This window comes from Mesorhizobium sp. HAY1-8B (genome assembly GCF_056868045.1).
Genome location: NZ_CP200321.1, coordinates 4059521 through 4078066, shown reverse-complemented (window position 1 = coordinate 4078066; position 18546 = coordinate 4059521). Strand labels below are relative to the sequence as shown.

Annotated in this window: 21 protein-coding genes and 1 pseudogene; 16 read left to right on the top strand and 6 right to left on the bottom strand. The window is 62.6% G+C overall.

Features of this window, described 5'->3' with window-relative positions:
- The first annotated feature begins 51 nt into the window (after positions 1-51).
- Together AC1VON_RS19275 and AC1VON_RS19270 are read left to right on the top strand one after the other, a co-directional pair.
- Positions 52-1125: a branched-chain amino acid ABC transporter substrate-binding protein gene (locus AC1VON_RS19275; RefSeq protein WP_483126347.1), complete on the top strand. Its 1074-nt coding sequence runs from the start codon at positions 52-54 to the stop codon at positions 1123-1125.
- A complete protein-coding gene (locus AC1VON_RS19270) occupies positions 1125-2147 on the top strand; it encodes a P1 family peptidase (RefSeq protein WP_483124550.1) in 1023 nt (340 codons plus the stop codon). The genes AC1VON_RS19275 and AC1VON_RS19270 overlap by 1 nt, the downstream gene beginning before the upstream one ends.
- A gap of 9 nt (positions 2148-2156) precedes the next feature.
- Here the strand turns inward: AC1VON_RS19270 and AC1VON_RS19265 are convergent, their stop codons facing one another.
- Positions 2157-2411: a DUF2171 domain-containing protein gene (locus AC1VON_RS19265; RefSeq protein ID WP_483124549.1), complete on the bottom strand. Its 255-nt coding sequence runs from the start codon at positions 2409-2411 to the stop codon at positions 2157-2159.
- Between the two features lie 134 nt (positions 2412-2545).
- On the opposite strand from AC1VON_RS19265, the gene AC1VON_RS19260 reads away from it, so the two are divergent.
- The 3 genes from AC1VON_RS19260 to purB all read left to right on the top strand — a co-directional run bounded on the left by AC1VON_RS19260 (position 2546) and on the right by purB (position 5259).
- Positions 2546-3271 carry a DUF2259 domain-containing protein gene (locus tag AC1VON_RS19260; RefSeq protein ID WP_483124548.1) on the top strand — a complete coding sequence of 242 codons (726 nt, stop codon included), beginning with the start codon at positions 2546-2548 and terminating at the stop codon, positions 3269-3271.
- Positions 3272-3378: 107 nt separating this feature from the next.
- Entirely contained in the window at positions 3379-3795 is a 417-nt protein-coding gene (locus AC1VON_RS19255; RefSeq protein ID WP_172352988.1) for a hypothetical protein, read from the top strand.
- 156 nt (positions 3796-3951) lie between these two features.
- A complete protein-coding gene (gene purB, locus AC1VON_RS19250) occupies positions 3952-5259 on the top strand; it encodes an adenylosuccinate lyase (protein WP_483124547.1) in 1308 nt (435 codons plus the stop codon).
- A gap of 51 nt (positions 5260-5310) precedes the next feature.
- Here purB and AC1VON_RS19245 read toward each other — a convergent pair whose 3' ends face one another.
- On the bottom strand, positions 5311-6123 hold the full coding sequence (locus AC1VON_RS19245) for a VOC family protein (RefSeq protein ID WP_483124546.1): 813 nt from the start codon (positions 6121-6123) through the stop codon (positions 5311-5313).
- A 245-nt stretch (positions 6124-6368) separates the two neighbouring features.
- On the opposite strand from AC1VON_RS19245, the gene AC1VON_RS19240 reads away from it, so the two are divergent.
- Both AC1VON_RS19240 and AC1VON_RS19235 read left to right on the top strand, forming a co-directional pair.
- A complete protein-coding gene (locus tag AC1VON_RS19240; RefSeq protein WP_483124545.1) occupies positions 6369-6917 on the top strand; it encodes an RBBP9/YdeN family alpha/beta hydrolase in 549 nt (182 codons plus the stop codon).
- 173 nt (positions 6918-7090) lie between these two features.
- Entirely contained in the window at positions 7091-8263 is a 1173-nt protein-coding gene (locus AC1VON_RS19235; RefSeq protein ID WP_483124544.1) for an acyltransferase family protein, read from the top strand.
- Between the two features lie 39 nt (positions 8264-8302).
- On the opposite strand, the gene AC1VON_RS19230 is transcribed toward AC1VON_RS19235, so the two are convergent.
- Both AC1VON_RS19230 and AC1VON_RS19225 read right to left on the bottom strand, forming a co-directional pair.
- Positions 8303-9076 carry an HpcH/HpaI aldolase family protein gene (locus tag AC1VON_RS19230; protein ID WP_483124543.1) on the bottom strand — a complete coding sequence of 258 codons (774 nt, stop codon included), beginning with the start codon at positions 9074-9076 and terminating at the stop codon, positions 8303-8305.
- A gap of 270 nt (positions 9077-9346) precedes the next feature.
- Positions 9347-9667: a DUF1476 domain-containing protein gene (locus tag AC1VON_RS19225; protein WP_483124542.1), complete on the bottom strand. Its 321-nt coding sequence runs from the start codon at positions 9665-9667 to the stop codon at positions 9347-9349.
- A gap of 275 nt (positions 9668-9942) precedes the next feature.
- Here AC1VON_RS19225 and purC point away from each other — a divergent pair, with 275 nt between their 5' ends.
- The 6 genes from purC to AC1VON_RS19195 all read left to right on the top strand — a co-directional run bounded on the left by purC (position 9943) and on the right by AC1VON_RS19195 (position 13476).
- Positions 9943-10737 carry a phosphoribosylaminoimidazolesuccinocarboxamide synthase gene (gene purC, locus AC1VON_RS19220; protein WP_172350792.1) on the top strand — a complete coding sequence of 265 codons (795 nt, stop codon included), beginning with the start codon at positions 9943-9945 and terminating at the stop codon, positions 10735-10737.
- Between the two features lie 43 nt (positions 10738-10780).
- Positions 10781-11023 (top strand): phosphoribosylformylglycinamidine synthase subunit PurS, encoded by a 243-nt coding sequence (purS, locus tag AC1VON_RS19215; protein ID WP_483124541.1) that lies wholly within the window; start codon positions 10781-10783, stop codon positions 11021-11023.
- A 1-nt stretch (position 11024) separates the two neighbouring features.
- The gene (gene purQ, locus AC1VON_RS19210) at positions 11025-11693 is read left to right on the top strand and encodes a phosphoribosylformylglycinamidine synthase subunit PurQ (RefSeq protein ID WP_140767820.1); all 669 of its coding nucleotides are present in this window, start codon (positions 11025-11027) and stop codon (positions 11691-11693) included.
- A gap of 69 nt (positions 11694-11762) precedes the next feature.
- A complete protein-coding gene (locus tag AC1VON_RS19205) occupies positions 11763-12428 on the top strand; it encodes a glutathione S-transferase family protein (RefSeq protein WP_140767821.1) in 666 nt (221 codons plus the stop codon).
- The gene (locus tag AC1VON_RS19200) at positions 12425-12832 is read left to right on the top strand and encodes a hypothetical protein (protein WP_172350794.1); all 408 of its coding nucleotides are present in this window, start codon (positions 12425-12427) and stop codon (positions 12830-12832) included. The genes AC1VON_RS19205 and AC1VON_RS19200 overlap by 4 nt, the downstream gene beginning before the upstream one ends.
- A gap of 2 nt (positions 12833-12834) precedes the next feature.
- Entirely contained in the window at positions 12835-13476 is a 642-nt protein-coding gene (locus AC1VON_RS19195) for a Pr6Pr family membrane protein (protein WP_483124540.1), read from the top strand.
- An 8-nt stretch (positions 13477-13484) separates the two neighbouring features.
- Here the strand turns inward: AC1VON_RS19195 and AC1VON_RS19190 are convergent, their stop codons facing one another.
- Positions 13485-13736 (bottom strand): DUF1127 domain-containing protein, encoded by a 252-nt coding sequence (locus AC1VON_RS19190; protein ID WP_172350796.1) that lies wholly within the window; start codon positions 13734-13736, stop codon positions 13485-13487.
- 93 nt (positions 13737-13829) lie between these two features.
- On the opposite strand from AC1VON_RS19190, the pseudogene AC1VON_RS19185 reads away from it, so the two are divergent.
- A pseudogene (locus AC1VON_RS19185) lies at positions 13830-15241 on the top strand (aminotransferase-like domain-containing protein).
- Between the two features lie 15 nt (positions 15242-15256).
- On the opposite strand, the gene AC1VON_RS19180 reads toward AC1VON_RS19185, so the two are convergent.
- Positions 15257-15421, bottom strand: a complete 165-nt coding sequence (locus tag AC1VON_RS19180) for a hypothetical protein (RefSeq protein WP_172350798.1) — start codon at positions 15419-15421, stop codon at positions 15257-15259.
- Between the two features lie 256 nt (positions 15422-15677).
- On the opposite strand from AC1VON_RS19180, the gene purL reads away from it, so the two are divergent.
- Both purL and AC1VON_RS19170 read left to right on the top strand, forming a co-directional pair.
- Positions 15678-17909 carry a phosphoribosylformylglycinamidine synthase subunit PurL gene (gene purL / locus AC1VON_RS19175; protein ID WP_483124539.1) on the top strand — a complete coding sequence of 744 codons (2232 nt, stop codon included), beginning with the start codon at positions 15678-15680 and terminating at the stop codon, positions 17907-17909.
- Complete coding sequence (locus AC1VON_RS19170; protein WP_483124538.1) at positions 17906-18430, top strand: hypothetical protein; 525 nt, start codon at positions 17906-17908, stop codon at positions 18428-18430. Before purL ends, AC1VON_RS19170 begins: the two co-directional genes overlap by 4 nt.
- Positions 18431-18546: the final 116 nt, after the last annotated feature.

The window sequence follows — 18546 nt, the reverse complement described above, 5'->3', positions numbered from 1 at the left end:
GTAATTGGCGCCCGCGCTGTCATCGCGGGTCTGGAGGAACTCTTCGGCAAGATGCGACCCGGGGCAACGATATCGGCCGCACTGGCCTGGCTGTTCCTGGCCGGCACCGCCGGCGCACAGACGCTGTCGATCGGCGTCGCCGCTCCCTTGTCGGGCCCATCGGCCATCCTCGGCAAACAGATCCAGGCCGGCGCCGGGCTGGCGGCGCAGGCAAATGGCGTTGAACTCACGAGCGAGGACGATGGCTGCACCGCCGATGGCGGTGCAGCCGCGGCCAGGGTTTTTGCGGCAGCCAAGGTCAGTGTCGTGGTCGGATTCCTTTGTACCGAATCCATCGAGGCGGCAATGCCGATCCTCAAGGACGCCAACATCCCGGTCATCACCGTCGGCGTGCGAACCGAGAGCCTGACCGATCGCCGCGCCAAGACCGGCTGGCCGGTCTATCGCCTGGGGCCGCGCGGCGACGATGAGCGCAACGCCGTCGCCTCCATCCTCACCCGCCTGTGGCAGAACGAGCTGTTCGCCATCATCGACGACGGCACCATCTATGGGCGCGAGATGGCGGAAACATTTCGCGCGGCTGCGGAGCAAGCGGCGCTGAAGCCGGTGTTCGTCGACACGTTCCGGCCGCAGCTCGACAATCAGATCGGCTTGGTCGGGCGGCTGAAGAAAGCCGGCGCCACACATGTCTTTGCCGGCGGTGACGGCGACGACATTGCCATTATGGGCCGCGATGCAGCACAACTCCAGGCCGGCATCGTCTTTGCCGGCGGCGAAAATCTGCGCACGCCGCCCGGCGACGTGCCTTATGCGACGGGCACACTGATGATCGCGCCGCCCGAATGGGCCGATGTCGCCGACGCAAAAGCGCTGGAAAGCTTCTCCGCGCGGAAGATTGTGCCGGACGGCTACACGCTGCCGGCCTATGCGGCGGTCGAGATCGCCAAGGCGGCATCGGTCTTGTCCGGGAGCTCGGGCAGGCCCCTCGCCCACGCACTGACCGGTCGTGATTTCACCACGGCGATCGGGCCAGTCCGCTTCGACGTCAAGGGCGACCTCAGCCAGAGCCTCTACCGCGTCTTCCGCTTCGACGGCACGCGTTTCGTGCCCTTGGAAGGCAACTGATGTTCCGCACCGGCCCGCGCAATCTTATCACCGACGTTGCCGGTCTGCGCGTCGGCAACGCTTCCGACGCCAGTTTGAAGTCCGGCGTTACGACGGTGCTTTGCGACGAACCGGCGGTGGCCGGTGTCCAGATCCTGGGCGGCGCGCCGGGCACGCGCGAGACGGACCTGCTCGAACCGCACAATTCGGTCGAAGCTGTCCATGCCGTGATGCTGTCGGGAGGTTCGGCTTTCGGCCTTGATGCGGCGTCCGGCGTGCAGGCGGCGCTGCGCGAGCGCGGCATCGGCTTCGAGGTCGGCGGCTTTCGCGTGCCGATCGTGCCGGCGGCGATCCTGTTCGACCTACGCAATGGCGGCGACAAGGACTGGGGCCGCTACCCCCCTTACCGCGACCTTGGCTATGAGGCAGCGCAATCAGCCGCCGCCGATTTCCAGCTCGGCACGACCGGCGCCGGCACCGGTGCGCTGACCGCGGGGCTGAAGGGCGGCCTGGGTTCGGCTTCGACGCTGCTGGATAACGGCGTCACCATCGGGGCGCTGGCCGCCGTCAATCCGACGGGATCAGTGACCGTCGGCCGCACCCGCCATTTCTGGGCGGCACCCTTCGAAATCGGCGACGAATTCGGCGGCCTTGGTTATCCGTCGCCGATGCCCGACGATGCGAAGCGGATTTTGCTGAAATACCGCGACAAGCAGGCAGGCATGCAGATGGAAACCGGCGGCAACACCACCATTGCCGTCATCGCCACGGACGCGGTCCTCACCAAGGCCGCGGCGAAGCGCCTGGCGATGTCTGCGCATGACGGCTTCGTGCGCGCCATCTGGCCGACACATACGCCGGCCGATGGCGATCTCGTGTTTGCATTGGCAACGGGAACGAGCGGCATCCGGCTCGAAGCCGATGCGGCAATCGACCTCTACGCCGCCGCCGGCGCCACCATGGCACGCGCCATCAGCCGCGGCGTGTTTGCCGCGACGCCAGCCGACAACGATCTGTTCCCGGTCTGGTCGCGCCGAAGCTAAAGGCGTCCATCAGGTCGGATCGGACCTTTCTTCCTCAAACGTCACCGCGACATCGGAATTCGCCGACAGCCAGACCTTCTTGCCGTCGACCTCGGCAACCAGGGCCAGGGGAATGTAGTGATGGTGGCCCTTGTGAGCACCCTCGCCGCTGTCGGCCTTGGTCAGTTTGATACGCTGGCCGTCAACCTTGTCGACGGTGCCGACATGCACGCCATCGGCGCCGACGACTTCCATATGCTCACGAATCTTGCTGGTGTCGGTCATGGTGGTTCTCCATTGGGATTGCCGACAATAACAAATAACGGGCCGATTGGATGCATCGGCTTTTGACCCGCACGACGTTTTGATTCGGCCGTGCTAGGGATTGAAACGATCGCGGCCTGCCGGAGGAAGAACCGATGCGAGTACTTTTGTTGTTTGCCGTTTCCCTGGCCGCACAGTTTGCGGCGTCGATCGTCGCCCAGGCCGGCGATGTCGCCGAGCTCGAAATCCTTGGCTTCACCAAGGACGGTGGCGTATTCGCCTTCGAGGAATATGGCGTCCAGGACGGGTCGGGCTTTCCCTATGCCAACCGCTATTACATCGACACGAGCGATGACAGCTTTCTCAAGGGCACGCCAATCAGGGTCCGGCTTGACGACGAGAATGCCACGCTCGACAGCGCCCGCCTCCAGGTCCGGCAAAAGGGCGAGGCCATTGTCAGCCAGACCGAGTTGAGTGCCAATCGCGGCATCACCGCCGGCTTCAACCCGGTGACCGAGCTTTCGGCCGATCCGCACCGCATGGTGGTCAATCCGCGACCGATCTTCTCTCCGGTCGACCAGCCGCTCGAGTTCCGGCTGGACGAAATCGGCATGAACAATACAGAAGGCTGCCAGAGCCTGGGCGAGATCAATGGCTTCCGGCTGCTGCGCATCGAAGCGCAGGACGGCGGTACCACCAAATTGCTCCATGAAGACAAATCGATCCCCAAGAGTCGGGGTTGTCCGAACGGCTACCGCATCGGCGCGGTGCAGACATTCTCGATGGACAGCCTCAGCGCCTATGCGGTGCTGATCGCGGTGCGCCAATATGGCTTCGAAGGGCCGGACTATCGTTGGATCGCGGTGACCGGTCGCCTGTGAGACCGCTTGCTCAATTCGCCACGACCAATCGTGCCCTCGCCCGCTTTCGCGACGCGACACCGACGCTGGGCACGGTCCTTCTCGGTGCCCTCCTGTGGGCTGCCACGATGGGCGCGAGCGCGCTCGTCAATCTGTTGTTGCTGGATAGTTGGGTGACGCCGGATAAAATCCGCACAGTGTCGCTGCTGTTCGCTGGCGGCGGCGCCCTGGCCTTTCCGGTTGGCCTGTTCGCGGCACGGCTGGTCTCGCTCGGAAGGGGCTGGGAGGTTGCCTTCGCGGCAGCAATGGTGTGCCTTGCCGCCGTGACGATCGGGCTGACCGCCGGGCTCTATGCCTTGCAGTACCGGTCATACTATGCCGAATGGCATGCACCCGTCTTCACTCTCACCTGGGGGTTTCAGTTCGCCTTCACGACGGCGGTAGCGCTCTACCAGTTCGTTGTGCTGGGCATCCGGCTCTATTTTCCGCTTGGGTTCATCGCCTTGTTTGCCGCCAGCCTCTGGTTTGCACGGCAGCGGCGTTGAGCATTTCGTCCGCCTCTGTTAGGACGCGGGCTAACCCGGAGCGGTTCAGCGTTGGTAGAACCGCCGACCCGCTCTAACTTCTTCTTTTTCGCAATTCCGGACGGAAAACCGCTGCGCACTTTTCCTGGATTGCTCTAGATACATCAGGACTGACCGATGATCCCTCGCTATTCCCGGCCGGAAATGGTCACCATCTGGTCGCCCGAAACCCGGTTTCGCATCTGGTTCGAAATCGAGGCTCATGCCTGCGATGCGCTGGCCGAACTCGGCGTCATCCCGAGGGAAGCGGCAAAAACCATCTGGGAAAAGGGCAATGCGGCGAAATTCGACGTCGAGAAGATCGACGAGATCGAGCGCGTCACCAAGCATGACGTGATCGCCTTCCTGACCCATCTTGCCGAATTCGTTGGACCGGACGCGCGTTTCATCCACCAGGGCATGACGTCTTCGGATGTGCTGGACACCTGCTTTGCCGTCCAGCTTACCCGCGCCAGCGACATCCTGCTCGCCGACATTGACGGCCTGCTTGCCGCTCTCAAGCGACGCGCCTTCGAGCACAAGGACACCGTCACCATCGGCCGCAGCCACGGCATCCATGCCGAGCCGACAACCTTCGGCATCAAGCTGGCGCAGGCCTATGCCGAATTCTCGCGCTGCCGCGAGCGGCTGGTGCATGCGCGAGAAGATATCGCCACCTGCGCCATTTCCGGGGCTGTCGGTACCTTCGCCAACATCGAACCCTATGTCGAGGAGCATGTTGCGGCGAAGCTCGGGCTGAAGCCGGAACCGGTGTCGACGCAAGTGATCCCGCGCGACCGCCATGCCATGTTCTTTGCCACGCTCGGCGTCATCGCCTCGTCGATGGAGCGGCTGGCGACCGAGATCCGGCATCTGCAGCGCACCGAAGTGCTGGAAGCGGAAGAGTATTTTTCGCCGGGCCAGAAAGGCTCGTCGGCAATGCCGCACAAGCGCAATCCGGTGCTGACGGAAAACCTTACCGGCCTTGCCCGCATGGTGCGCTCCATGGCGCTGCCGGCGATGGAGGATGTGGCGCTCTGGCACGAGCGCGACATCTCGCACTCCTCTGTCGAGCGCATGATCGGGCCGGACGCCACGGTGACGCTGGATTTCGCGCTGTCACGCCTGACCGGCGTCGTCGAAAAGCTGGTCGTCTATCCCGAGAACATGCTGAAGAACATGAACAAGTTCCGCGGCCTGGTGCATTCGCAGCGCGTGATGCTGGCGCTGACGCAGGCCGGCCTGTCGCGCGAGGATTCCTACCGGCTGGTGCAGCGCAACGCCATGAAGGTGTGGGAACAAGGCGCTGATTTTCTTGAAGAACTTTTGGCCGACAAGGAAGTCACCGCCGCGCTCCCCGAGGCGGAAATCCGTGAGAAATTCGACCTTGGCTACCACACCAAGCATGTCGACACGATCTTCAGGCGGGTGTTTGGGGAAGCTTGAGCTTTTCCTTCTCCCCGTTTACGGGGAGAAGGACGCTGTACCGAAGTCAAATCAAGCCTTTCCAGGCACAGTCCTGATCACCGTGCCCCAGGGATCCTCGCGGGTCGTTTCGCCGGTGACATTGTCTGAACGCATCTCGACCCAGGCAAGGCCTGAGCGGGCCGGGTCGCGGCGACCGGCGCCGGCGCTTTGCCAGGCATTGGCGCCGATGTGGTGGTGGTAATGGCCTGACGACAGGAACACCGCCTGGCCGCCATATTTGGCCACCGCGTCGAAGCCGAACTCCTGGTTCCACCAGGCCTCGGCCTCTTCCGGCCTGCCGACGCGCAGGTGGACATGACCGACAATGCTGTTTTCCGGCGCACCTTGCCAGCCCGCGTCGCCGGCCGGCACTTCGCCGACAACCGCAGGAACGTTCAACCGCTCCGTCGCCATGGCGACCTTGTCACCATTCCATTTCCAGTCCTGCGGACGGCGGTCGGCATAGATCTCGATGCCGTTGCCTTCGGGATCGGTCAGGTACAGCGCCTCGCTGACCAGATGGTCGGAAGCGCCCTCGATGGCGATCTTGTCCGATATGGCATGGTTGATCCAGCGGCCGAGATCGGCACGGCTCGGCAGCAGGAAAGCAGTATGGAATAGGCCGGCGCTGCGCGGATCGTCCGGCTTGGCGGAAGCGTCCGGCTCGAGCACCAGCAATGGTCGGTTGGCGGCGCCGAGCGTGATCGCGCCATCGGCACGGCTCAATTCCTGCAGGCCGACGACCCGGCGGTAATAGGCAGCGAGGCTTTCGGCATCGCGCGCCTTCAGCCCGACGCGGGCAACGCTCACCGGCGTGGTGGCGGCAAATGGCAGTTCACTCATCATTGTCTCCGTTGCGGCAACGCTTGATGAAGCTCCCAAAGCCAGGAACCCGGCGCCGCCGATCATTGTACGTCGTGTCAGTGCCAAAATCCCGGTCCTCCACGGCTGTTTTTCTCTGATGACAGATCGTCGATCGCGATCGTTCACACAAGACAGCGAAAAGCGAACATGGTGTTCACTATTTCAACTCAAGAGCTTGCCCGTCAACGGTTGCATGAGACAATCGCGCTCGCTATCTCAGCGCCATGAAAGTCAAAGACGCAGATATCCTGATCGTTCCGGGCTACACCAATTCCGGACCCGAGCATTGGCAGACCCGCTGGCAGTCAAAACTGTCGACCGCGCGGCGTGTCGAGCAGGCGGAGTGGTCGAAGCCGGTGCGCGACGACTGGACCGCAAGCGTGGCCAAGGCGGTCAACGAGGCCGAGAGGCCGGTCGTCATCGTCGCGCATTCGCTGGGAGTGGCTGCGGCCGTGCAGGCCATACCGCAATTCGTCAAGCCGGTCGCCGGGGCCTTCTTCGTGGCGCCGCCCGATGTCGCCAACCCCAGGATCAAGCCGAAGCACCTGATGACCTTCGGCCCCTATCCACGCGAGCCGCTGCCTTTTCCTTCGATCCTGATTGCCAGCCGCAACGATCCGTTCTGCGCCTTCGATGTCGCCGAGGACATTGCCGGCGCCTGGGGATCGCTGTTCATCGATGCCGGCGAGACCGGCCATCTCAACCAGGAATCGGGCTTCGGCCCCTGGCCCGAAGGCTCGATGACCTTCGCCAAGTTCCTGACGGATCTGTGATACCCGGCCCAAAGTCGGAGCAGAGAGTTCCCGAAGAAACCGCAGAATTCCAATAAACAGTAATTTAAGGCGGCTCGCGATAACTTCTTTATGCGCGGCGAACTCTGTTCGTCCCGCAAGTATATGAGAGATTGCTAAACAAAACTTCTTCACGCTCAAACAAAGGTCAACGCTTGCGCAAAGACGCTTCACTCGAATTCTTGAGAGGCGCCGCGGCGGTTGTGGTTCTGAATGGGCATGTTTTGCGCGCTTTTGCGCCGGCGGCGGAGGGCGGAGACAACGCCGCGCAATCGCTCAAGACCAGTCTGGCTTTCATCGCCTTCAATGGCGGCTCAGCCGTCTACCTGTTTTTCGTCCTCTCTTCCTATGTGCTTGTGAAGCGATATTTCCAGTTCCGCGAGGCACCGGATCTGCTGTTGGGCGCGGTAAAGCGCCTGCCTCGTCTGGCTGGACCAGTGGTTGTTACGGTTCTGTTGTCCTGTGCCATATTCAAGCTCGACCTGTATTTCTTCGCGGATGCGGCTGCCGTCACCCAATCTGAGTGGCTGGGCCGATTCGGCAATGCCCCAAGGGTGCTGTCGCCGGAGACTGCGAGCTTCGGCGACGCGTTCCTGCAAGGGGCCTGGCGGACGTTTATCTACGGCGACAAATATTATGACAGCAGCCTGTGGACTATGACGGTCGAATTCTGGGGCAGCATGCTGACCTTCGCCCTCGCCCCGATCTTCTTTTTCCTCCAGGACCGCTGGGCATTGTTGTCCTGGTTTTGCATCGCGACAGCCGTATTCCTGGCGCTGCAAGTCAGCTTCTTCTTTTGTGGCTTTCCGGCCAGCCTCCTGCTCTATCCGCTTCTTGCCATGGGATTTCGCCCGAATTGGTGGGTGAGAGGCGCCATGGTGACGGTTTCCCTGGCGTTGCTGGGTTATGCGGGGGATGCCGTCGGCATATACCGCCCCTTTGCCGTGCTCGAGACCGCGGTTTCCGATGATGTCGGCTTGCGGCAAGCCTGCGTGGCCATCCCGGCAAGCATCATGTTGGTCTACGCGGTGCTGAGTGCGGATCAGCCGCCGGCATGGCTCTCGGGCAAGGTGGCACGGTTCCTGGGCGACCTGTCGTTCCCCCTCTACCTCGTGCATGTACCCGTTATCTGCTCACTGGCTTCGTGGGTGCTGCTGGTCAGTGGTTCCGCCGCACTCGCTGCCGCCGCCGGCATACTGGGTTCGCTCATCGCGGCGTTGCCGCTGATGGCCTTCAACAACTGGTGGGTCCGGGCGCTCGGCGCCCTGTTCAACAAATTGAGGCGCGGCGGCCCGGTCGCCTCGGGGCCTGCTGCGGCGGGCGCCTGACCGTCCGACGCTATGACGGCGCTTCGCCCGGTTCCGGACTCAGGATCCGATCGAGTCCCGTATGCCCTTCAACAGGGTTTTTGCCCCCAGCGAAATCAGCGCATGCTCGGACCCCGTGGCGAGCAGACGATAGCCCATCGACACGACTCGGCCGGCAATTGCCGGTTCGACAACATAGATCGCCGCATGTTTTCCCGCCTTGCGGGTGCGCTCGGCGACCGAGGCTATCGTCTCCATCATGCTTTCCAGCGTCGAATTGACGATCGTGCCGTTGCTCCAGGCGATCGAGAAATCCGATGGGCCGAGGAAAATGCCGTCAATGCCGGGCGTGTCGAGAATGCCGTCGAGGGCGTCGAGCGCGGCGCGCGTTTCGACCATGGCAAAAGCCATGGTGCGCTGGTTGGTGTCGCGCAGCCATTCGGCATAGTCGCCCTTGCCGTGGCGCGGAAAGGCGTAAGTCGGGCCCCATGAGCGCTCGCCGAGCGGGGGATACTTCATTGCCGCGGCGAACAACCTTGCGTCGGCCACCGAATTCACCATCGGAGCGATGACCGCCTCGGCGCCGAAATCGAGCGCCCGGCTGGCCATGTCGAAACGGCCGACGGGAATACGCACCAGCCCCGGCTTGCCGGTGGCGAGCACCGGCGCCAGACCGCGCAGCACGCTGTCTTCATGATGGCCGCCATGCTGCATGTCGAGCGTGACGGCGTCGAAGCCCTGTTTGGCGAGGATCTCGACGGTCAGGGCATCAGGCACACCCGACCAGGCGGTGATCAGCGTTTCATCGGCGGCAAGGCGGGACTTCAGGGACATCTAATCTCTTTCCTCGTTGACGTCGCATCGGCCCGAGAATCGGTTCGATTTCCGGAAAGCACGATGCGAAAACGCTATCAGCGTTAGAGCGAACCTTGTGCGTCCAATAAGACGCACGTCGCCTTAGTGCAGTTTCAGCCGGAAACCACGGCAAAGGCAAAGAAAAACCGCCCGGTTTGGCCGGGCGGTCGATTGGTCCAGTCATTCTTGTTTGTCGCAGGTTCGGCCGCAAAACCGTGGGACACTCTTGCGGAACCTGCTTCGGCCCGATCAGGTGTTTTTGATCTGCTCGATTGCCTGCGCCATCAGTTCGTCCATGGTGCGGCGGATCTGATGGTCCGACTGCTCGACGCCGGCGGCATCGAAATCCTTGCGGATCTTGCGGAACACGTCGTGGTCACCGGCTTCCTCGATATCGGAAACAACCACTTCCCTGGCGTAGGCGTCGGCGTCGGCACCCGACTTTCCGAGCTTTTCGGCGGCCCACAGGCCGAGCGCCTTGTTACGGCGCGCCGAGGCCTTGAATCGAAGCTCCTCGTCGAATGCAAATTTGCGTTCGAAGCCCTCTTCGCGGTCTTTCATGCTGCTCATGGCGTCCCTCCGGGTTAAATCCGATTCGTTGGCGGGTAATATGTGTGTTGCCAAAGCACAAACCAAAAGGTCGCGAGCCGGTCAATATGCTTCATCACATGCTGCGCTGCGGCATTTCAGTCCCGAAAGCGGTTGGTTGAAAGGATTTGCCGATTGAGCAAACGATGTGATTGGGATAGACCCGGCATTGAACCCAACCGTCGCCACACTAATATAGGCAGACGGACAGGAACTGGTCGCTTGCCGCCTGCCCGCAAATCCAGAGAAAAATCCAGATGAAAAATCGCCGCCGCATTTATGAAGGCAAGGCCAAGATCCTCTATGAGGGACCGGAACCCGGCACGCTGATCCAGTTCTTCAAGGACGACGCAACCGCGTTCAACAAGAAGAAGCACGAGGTCATCGACGGCAAGGGTGTGCTCAACAACCGCATTTCCGAGTACATCTTCAACCACTTGAACCGCATGGGCATCCCGACCCACTTCATCCGCCGGCTCAACATGCGTGAGCAGTTGATCAAGGAAGTCGAGATCATCCCGCTCGAAGTGGTGGTGCGCAACGTCGCCGCCGGCTCGCTGTCCAAGCGCCTCGGCATCGAGGAAGGCACCGTTCTGCCGCGCTCGATCATCGAATTCTATTACAAGGCCGATGCGCTTGACGATCCGATGGTGTCGGAAGAGCACATCACCGCGTTCGGATGGGCGAGCCCGCAGGAGATCGACGACGTCATGGCGCTTGCCATCCGCGTCAACGATTTCCTGTCAGGCCTGTTCATGGGCGTCGGCATCCAGCTCGTCGACTTCAAGATCGAGTGCGGCCGCCTGTTCGAAGGCGACATGATGCGCATCGTCGTCGCCGACGAGATCTCGCCGGATTCGTGCCGCCTGTGGGACGTGGCGACGCAGGACAAGCTCGACAAGGATCGTTTCCGCCGCGACATGGGAGGCCTGGTAGAGGCCTACCAGGAAGTCGCCCGCCGCCTCGGCATCATGAACGAGAACGAGCCACCCCGCCCGACCGGTCCGGTGCTTGTCACCTCGACCGATGGCTTCAAAGGCAAGCCGCACTAAGAGCGGCTTTGCGACCCAATACTCGAACAGGAGCATGTCCAGCGTGATCAAAGCCCGCATTACCGTCACTCTCAAGAACGGCGTTCTCGACCCGCAAGGCAAGGCGATCGAACACGCGCTGTCGGGGCTCGGCTTTGATGGCGTCGGCACGGTGCGGCAGGGCAAGGTGTTCGACGTCGAACTGGCGGAAAGCGACAAGGCCAAGGCCGAGGCCGATCTCAAGGCCATGTGCGACAAGCTGCTGGCGAACACGGTGATTGAGAATTACGCGGTGGAGATCGCCTAACGTGAAATCAGCCGTCGTACTTCTGCCTGGCCTCAATCGCGACCGCGACATGATCGCGGCGCTGACCAAGATTTCCGGCAAGGCGCCAGCCACCGTCTGGCAGACTGACACTGAAATCCCCGATGTCGACCTGATCGCCATTCCCGGCGGCTTTTCCTTCGGCGACTATCTGCGCTGTGGCGCCATCGCCGCGCGCATGCCGGTCATGCGGGCTGTCGCTGAAAAGGCGGCCAAGGGCGTGATGGTCATCGGCGTCTGCAACGGTTTTCAGATCCTGGTCGAGGCCGGCCTGCTGCCTGGCGCCTTGATGCGCAACAGTTCGCTGAAATTCGTTTGCCGGCAGGTAAAACTGCAGATCACCAACGCCAACACCATGTTCACCCGCCGCTATCAGCCCGGCCAGATCATCCGCTCGCCGGTGGCGCACCATGACGGCAATTATTTTGCCGACACCGAGACGCTCGCCCGCGTCGAAGGCGAAGGCCAGGTGGTGTTCCGCTATGCGGAAGGCACCAATCCCAACGGTTCGATCAACGACATTGCCGGCATCATCAACGAGCAAGGCAATGTGCTCGGCCTGATGCCACATCCCGAAAACCTGATCGAAGCCGCCCATGGTGGCAGCGACGGCCGTGCACTCTTCGAAGGTGCGCTCGGTATCGCCGCTTGACGAGTTCAGCCGCGAATGCGGTAAGAATTACAAGGACATCGGTCCATTGCTCTGGGGAGAGAAACGGTCATGAAACTCTATTCGCGGCCGTTGTCGCCCTACTCGTCGATCGTGCGCGCGTTGGCCTATATCAAGGACGTACCGCTCAAGATCATCGCGCCGCCGCCGGGTTTTCCGATCCCTGAAGAGTTTCGCGCCATCTCGCCGATGAACCGGATTCCGGTGCTGATCACCGGCTCGGGCGAAACCATCGTCGAATCGGTGGTCATCGCCGAATACCTCGAGGAACGGTTTCCGGAACCGGCGCTGCTGCCGCCCGATTCCAAGGACCGAGCGCTGGTGCGCATGTTCGCCCGCATCACCGATCTCGACGTGCTGACGCCCACAATGAAGCTTTTCGAGCTGCATTCCGTGCCGAAGCGCAACAATGCCGAGATCGATGCCCAATTCGCACGCCTGCACCACGGGTTGGCGGCGATCGAGGCGCGCATGGCGCAAGGCCCCTTCGCACTCGGCAACGACATCAGCTTCGCCGATGCCTGGCTGACGCCGACCCGATTCATCTTCAACAATTTCCGCGCCATGACGGGCCGCCACGACCTGCTCGACGCCTATCCCAAATTCGATGCGTATGAGCAGATCGCCTCGCAACACCCGGCCTTGTCTCGCGTATGGGGGGAGATGACCGACGGCCTGAAAATCTTTCTGTCCGAACTCGAGATGGGTGCCGCTTGATCAAGAGCAAGACGATCGTTCTCGTCGCCGCCGCAGGCCTTGCCCTGGCATCGTGCCAATCGACCCCAAAAAGCACGCCTGTGCCCTCGGGCAAGAGTGCGTCACTGTTGGCCATGGAACAGGTCGCAATCGCGGCCCACAAATGCTGGATCGCCAGCAAGGACCCGGCCTTCAAGCAATATCAAATGGCCAACGAGCTGAATTCCTTCAGCGGCACGCCGCGTTTCCTTTTGGTGCCGGCCAAGCACTATGGCGGAAAGCCATTGCTGGTCGTGCAGGCGCAAGGCAATTCGAGCCACGTCGACGTGTTCGGACCGTTGATGAACGACCCGCTCGGCGCGCGCATTGGTTCGGATATTGCGCGCTGGCAAGCCGGTAACCCGGCCTGCGCCGCGACTGCCTGACGATGGGCCGCTTCCTGCAGGTAGCGGGTCTGGCCGTTGGTCTGGCCGGCCTTGTCCTGCAATTCTGCATCACCATTCCAGCGTCGATGGAGGCAGGCCGCAGCCTGCTCGGCTCGATCGTGTTCTATTTCAGTTTCTTCACCATCCTGACCAATATTGGCGCCGTGCTGGTCTATATCTCGCTGCTGTCATCCAGCGGCTACGCGTGGCTGCCCGCCTTCGCCGGGCCCCGGATGCGCGCGGGAGTCGCCATGTCGATCGCCATGGTCTTCATCGTCTATGCCACCGTTCTGGCGCGTCTGTGGCAGCCGCAGGGCCTGTTCCTGCTCTGCGACGTGCTGCTGCATTACGTGACGCCGGTTGTGTTCGTGCTGTGGTGGCTGATATCAGGCGCCGACGGCAGAACGAGATGGAGCGACATTTCCTGGTGGGTCCTCTATCCCATCGCCTACCTGGCCTATGCGCTGGCGAGGGCGCCGTTCGCCGGCGAGGTGCCCTACCCCTTCCTCGACATTGCCAAGAACGGCGCAACCAGTGTCGCCATTGCAGCGCTGGCCATCACCGCACTGTTTCTGGTGATATGCGTCGTTGCCGTTCTGGCCGATCATGGCGTCGCGCGTCTCAGGACCAACAGCGTACGGTAGGACCGGAGCTATTCCCAGAAACGCCTGATACCTTCACGGTGGGCGTCGCAGCGTGAGATGCCGATATCCTTGAGCTGATCGTCGGTCATTTCCAGCAATGCCAGCCGGCTGCGCCGGCGTTCCAGCAAATGGTCTATCCATCTCGCCAGCGAGCCGACCACCCGCACCAGGCGGCTGACAAAGCCGCGACGACCCGACGGGCGGAGCGCCTGGCCTGGAAATGCGGCTCTTGAATGACGGATTGTCGCGATTGTATCCATTTTCTTTCTGCCAGAATTATCAATTGCACCCATTTTGGTGCGCGATTGATATGTATTGACTCACATTTCGGTGCAATATAGAAAATTGTCACCATGACAAATTGGCTTCCAGATCTTACCGCCAGCACCGGGCCGCTCTATCAACGCCTTGCGGACTCCATCGAAGCGGGCATCGACCAGGGCGTGATCGGTGCCGGAACAAAACTGCCGCCACAGCGCGACCTCGCCTACGACATCGGCGCCACCGTCGGCACGGTCGGCAGGGCCTACCAATTGCTGCGCGAGCGCGGGCTGGTGAGCGGCGAAGTGGGCCGTGGAACCTATGTGCTTGGCCAGCACGCCGACGGCGTGAAGCCGGATGCGCCCGACGTCAGCGTGGAAGGCACCCGCACCGTCGATGCGCCACAGGACAAGCTGCGTTTCGACAGCACGGCGGCACCCGATGTCGGCCAGGGCACCATTGTTGCCGATGTGCTGTCGCGCACCGCGCAAGATCATCCTCACGAGATTTCAAGCTATACGCGCGATTTTCCAACCCGCTGGTACGAAGCCGGCGCCCGCTGGCTGTCGCGAAACTCCTTCCGCCCAGCCGTCGACAGCATCGTTCCGACGCTCGGCACCCATGCCGCGGTGATGGCGGCGATCGCCGCACTCACCACGCCCGGCGACTACGTCGCCTTCGAACACCTCACCTATTCGCAGATTTCCCGCAGTGCCGGGTTGATCGGCCGGCGCACCGCGCTGGTGGCATCGGATGACGAAGGTCTTGATCCCGAGGATTTCGAGCGCGTCTGCGCGCAAAAACATCCCAGGATGATCTTCCTGATGCCGACTGCCAAGAACCCGACGCTGGTGACGCTGTCGGCGGCGCGCCGCGAGGCAATTGCAGGGATAGCGCGCGAATACAATGTCGTCCTGATCGAAGACGACCTCTACGGCAACCTCACCGACGACCCGACACCGCTGCTTGCCGAATTCGCGCCCGAACGCACCATCGTCGCCAGCGGCCTGTCGAAATCGGTGGCGGCCGGGGTGCGCGGCGGCTGGCTCTCCTGCCCCCCGCCTATCGCCATCGTATCCGTGTCGCCCACAAGATGATGACCGGCGGCATGCCGTTCCTGCTGGCGGAGGTGAATGCCCGTCTGGTGCTCTCCGGTCAGGCCAGCGAAATCCGCAAGCGCAGCATCGCCGAAATCGGCGCCCGCATCGCGATCGTGCGGGAGACGCTGGCCGGCTTCGCGTTCAAGTCACACGACAAGGTGCCCTTTGTCTGGCTGACTTTGCCCGATCCATGGCTTTCCGGCACCTTCAAGAATGCCTGCCTCGAGCACGGCGTGCTGATCGACGACGAGGACGAATTCAAGGCCGGCCGCTCCGAACAGGTCTTTCACGGCGTCCGCTTCGGCGTTTCGCAGCCGAGACAGCGCGGCGATGTCGCCGATGGCGTAGCGGTTCTGCGGCGCCTCCTCGATGAAGGCCGCGCCGGCTACGACAGCTTCTCCTGAGAGAGGCGGGCTCGATCAGCCTTCGGCCTTGAAGTTGGCTGCTTCCTTCCTGGCCTTGTCCTTCCCGTGCTTTTCAGCCAATTCCTTGGCCTGCCCTGGCGAAACGTCCGTGGTCTCGGCAATATGCATTGCCTCCTTGTCCGAGAGGCGATTGTCTTTCTTGCCTTGCTTGGTAGCCATGGTCCGGATCTCCTGTAATGGTCGCAGACCCAACGGCCGGGGCGCCATAGCGTTCCCCATTTGGCTTTGCATTCCTCGTGGCGATCTCGCCGGTGACCACTGGCACGGAGGGCGCCTGCACGGACCCTGATGCGGCTTACCCGGTCATCACCTTGTTGCTTTCTGTCTTTTTCCTCGCTCAACGGGTGTATCGGCCGCAAAGCTTGCGATATGAGGGGACTCAAAATCCCCGCTCCATGGACATAAATCGCCGCCCATGACCATTTCCAATTCCGTGCCGATCACCCCAGAGCTCATTGCAGCGCACGGGCTGAAGCCCGACGAGTATCAGCGCATCCTCGACCTCGTCGGACGCGAGCCGAGCTTCACCGAGCTCGGTATCTTTTCGGCGATGTGGAACGAGCACTGTTCCTACAAATCCTCCAAGAAGTGGCTGCGCACGCTGCCCACCACCGGGCCACAGGTCATCCAGGGCCCGGGCGAGAATGCCGGCGTGGTCGACATTGGCGACGGCGACTGCGTCGTCTTCAAGATGGAAAGCCACAACCACCCCTCTTTCATCGAGCCCTACCAGGGCGCGGCGACCGGCGTCGGCGGCATTTTGCGCGACGTCTTCACCATGGGTGCACGGCCGATCGCGGCGATGAACGCGCTGCGCTTCGGTGCGCCGGACCATCCCAAGACCAGGCATCTCGTCGCCGGTGTGGTTTCGGGCGTCGGCGGCTACGGCAATTCCTTCGGCGTGCCGACGGTCGGCGGCGAGGTCAATTTCGACGCCCGCTACAACGGCAACATCCTGGTCAACGCCTTTGCCGCCGGTCTCGCCAAGACCAACGCCATCTTCCTTTCGGAAGCCAAGGGCGTCGGCCTGCCGGTCGTCTATCTCGGCGCCAAGACCGGCCGCGACGGCGTCGGCGGCGCCACCATGGCGTCAGCCGAATTCGACGACAAGATCGACGAGAAGCGCCCGACCGTGCAGGTCGGCGATCCCTTCACCGAAAAATGCCTGCTGGAAGCCTGCCTCGAACTGATGGCCTCGGGCGCCGTCATCGCCATCCAGGACATGGGTGCGGCCGGCCTCACCTGTTCGGCGGTCGAGATGGGCGCCAAGGGCGACCTCGGCATCGAGCTCGATCTCGACAAGGTGCCGGTGCGCGAAGAGCGCATGAGCGCCTATGAGATGATGCTGTCGGAAAGCCAGGAGCGCATGCTGATGGTGCTGCGCCCCGAGAAGGAAAAGGAAGCCGAGGCGATCTTCCACAAATGGGGGCTCGACTTCGCCATCGTCGGCAAGACCACCGACGACCTGCGCTTCCGCGTGCTGCATCAGGGTGATCAGGTCGCCGACCTTCCGATCAAGGATCTCGGCGACAAGGCGCCGGAATATGACCGGCCATGGATCGAGCCGAAGAAGCCGGCGCCGCTTGCCGCCAATGACGTTCCGCAGGCCGATGTCGCGGACGCGCTGCTGAAACTGCTCGGCGGACCGGATCTGTCGTCGCGCCGCTGGGTGTGGGAGCAGTACGACACGCTGATCCAGGGCAATTCGCTGCAGCTTCCGGGCGGCGATGCCGGCGTGGTGCGCGTCGAGGGCCATGCGACCAAGGCGCTCGCCTTCTCTTCCGACGTGACGCCGCGCTATTGCGAGGCCGATCCTTATGAGGGCGGCAAGCAGGCGGTGGCCGAATGCTGGCGCAACCTGACCGCCACCGGGGCCTTGCCGCTGGCCGCCACCGACAACCTCAATTTCGGCAACCCGGAACGGCCCGAGATCATGGGCCAACTGGTCGGCGCGGTGAAGGGCATCGGCGATGCGTGCCGCGCGCTCGGCTTTCCGATCGTGTCGGGCAATGTCTCGCTCTACAACGAGACCAATGGCCAAGGCATCTTGCCGACACCGACCATTGGCGGCGTCGGCCTGATATCAGACTGGTCGAAGATGGTGCGGATCGGCTTTGCCGCGCAAGGCCAGATGATCCTGCTGGTCGGCGCCCCCGCCGCCTGGGGGACGCATCTCGGCCAGTCGGTCTATCTCAGAGACATCCATGGCCGCACGGACGGGCCGCCGCCGCCGGTCGACCTCGCTCATGAGAAGCGTGTCGGCGACCATGTGCGTTCGTTGATCGCGTCCGGCATCGTCACCGCTGCGCATGACGTTTCCGATGGCGGCATCGCTGTGGCTCTAGCCGAAATGGCGATGGCGTCTGGCATCGGCGCGACCGTTCCCGGCCTTGTCGGGACGGATCCGATCCCGGTCTGGTTCGGCGAGGACCAGGGCCGCTATCTCCTGACGCTGTCGATCGACCCGCATGGCGAGGAATGGGACGCCATCCGCAAGCAGCAGGGCGAACTCGGCATCTTCGCGCCGTGGATCGGCTCGACCGGCGGCGATGCGCTGAAGCTTGGCGATGCCAGGGCAATCCCTGTCAGCGACCTGACCGCCGTCCACGAAGGCTGGTTCCCGCGCTTCATGGACCAGGCCAGTTGAGCACACTGGCTGCCCGGGCGCTGCTCGCAGTCGTCTTCTGGCCGTCGCTGTTCTTCTTCTGGTTTCTCGGGCCGTTCGTCTTCTTCCTGCTGTCGACGACATCGAGCGAAGTTTGCCCCAGGCTGGAAACGCGCGGCGAATTCCTTGACGCGGCCAATGGCACGTTTCCGATGCTGGCCCTGCAGACCCTCCTTTATGCCGTTCCGATCGCCTGCCTGGTGCTCTGGAGCCGGCTTTTGCCGGATCCAGCCCGGACGAGGCACATCGTCACCTGCATCAAGCTTTTCGCCGTCGCGGCCGTCATGGGAGCCCTGTGGGAGTATGGCTCTTCGCTGGTCTGCAATGGTTACGGCCAACCGTTCTTCTCGCCCGCCTGGCAAATGACCGCCTATCTGCCGATCGCCAATCTGGCGGTCAACCTCCCCCTCTACGTGCTGGTCTTCAGCCTCGGCCGCGCCTTCTCGATGCGCGAAGACGACCCTGCGGCCGACGCGAACCGTCCGGACGAAAATGCGGCCTAGGCGACAATCGCGCCAGTGCCGACGGAACGGCTTCAATCCCGGCCGGAAAGGCTTTAGGTTTACCCCGACTCTCATCGCACGGGCGCGTGGCCGCCCGCCCGAAACAGGAATTCTGC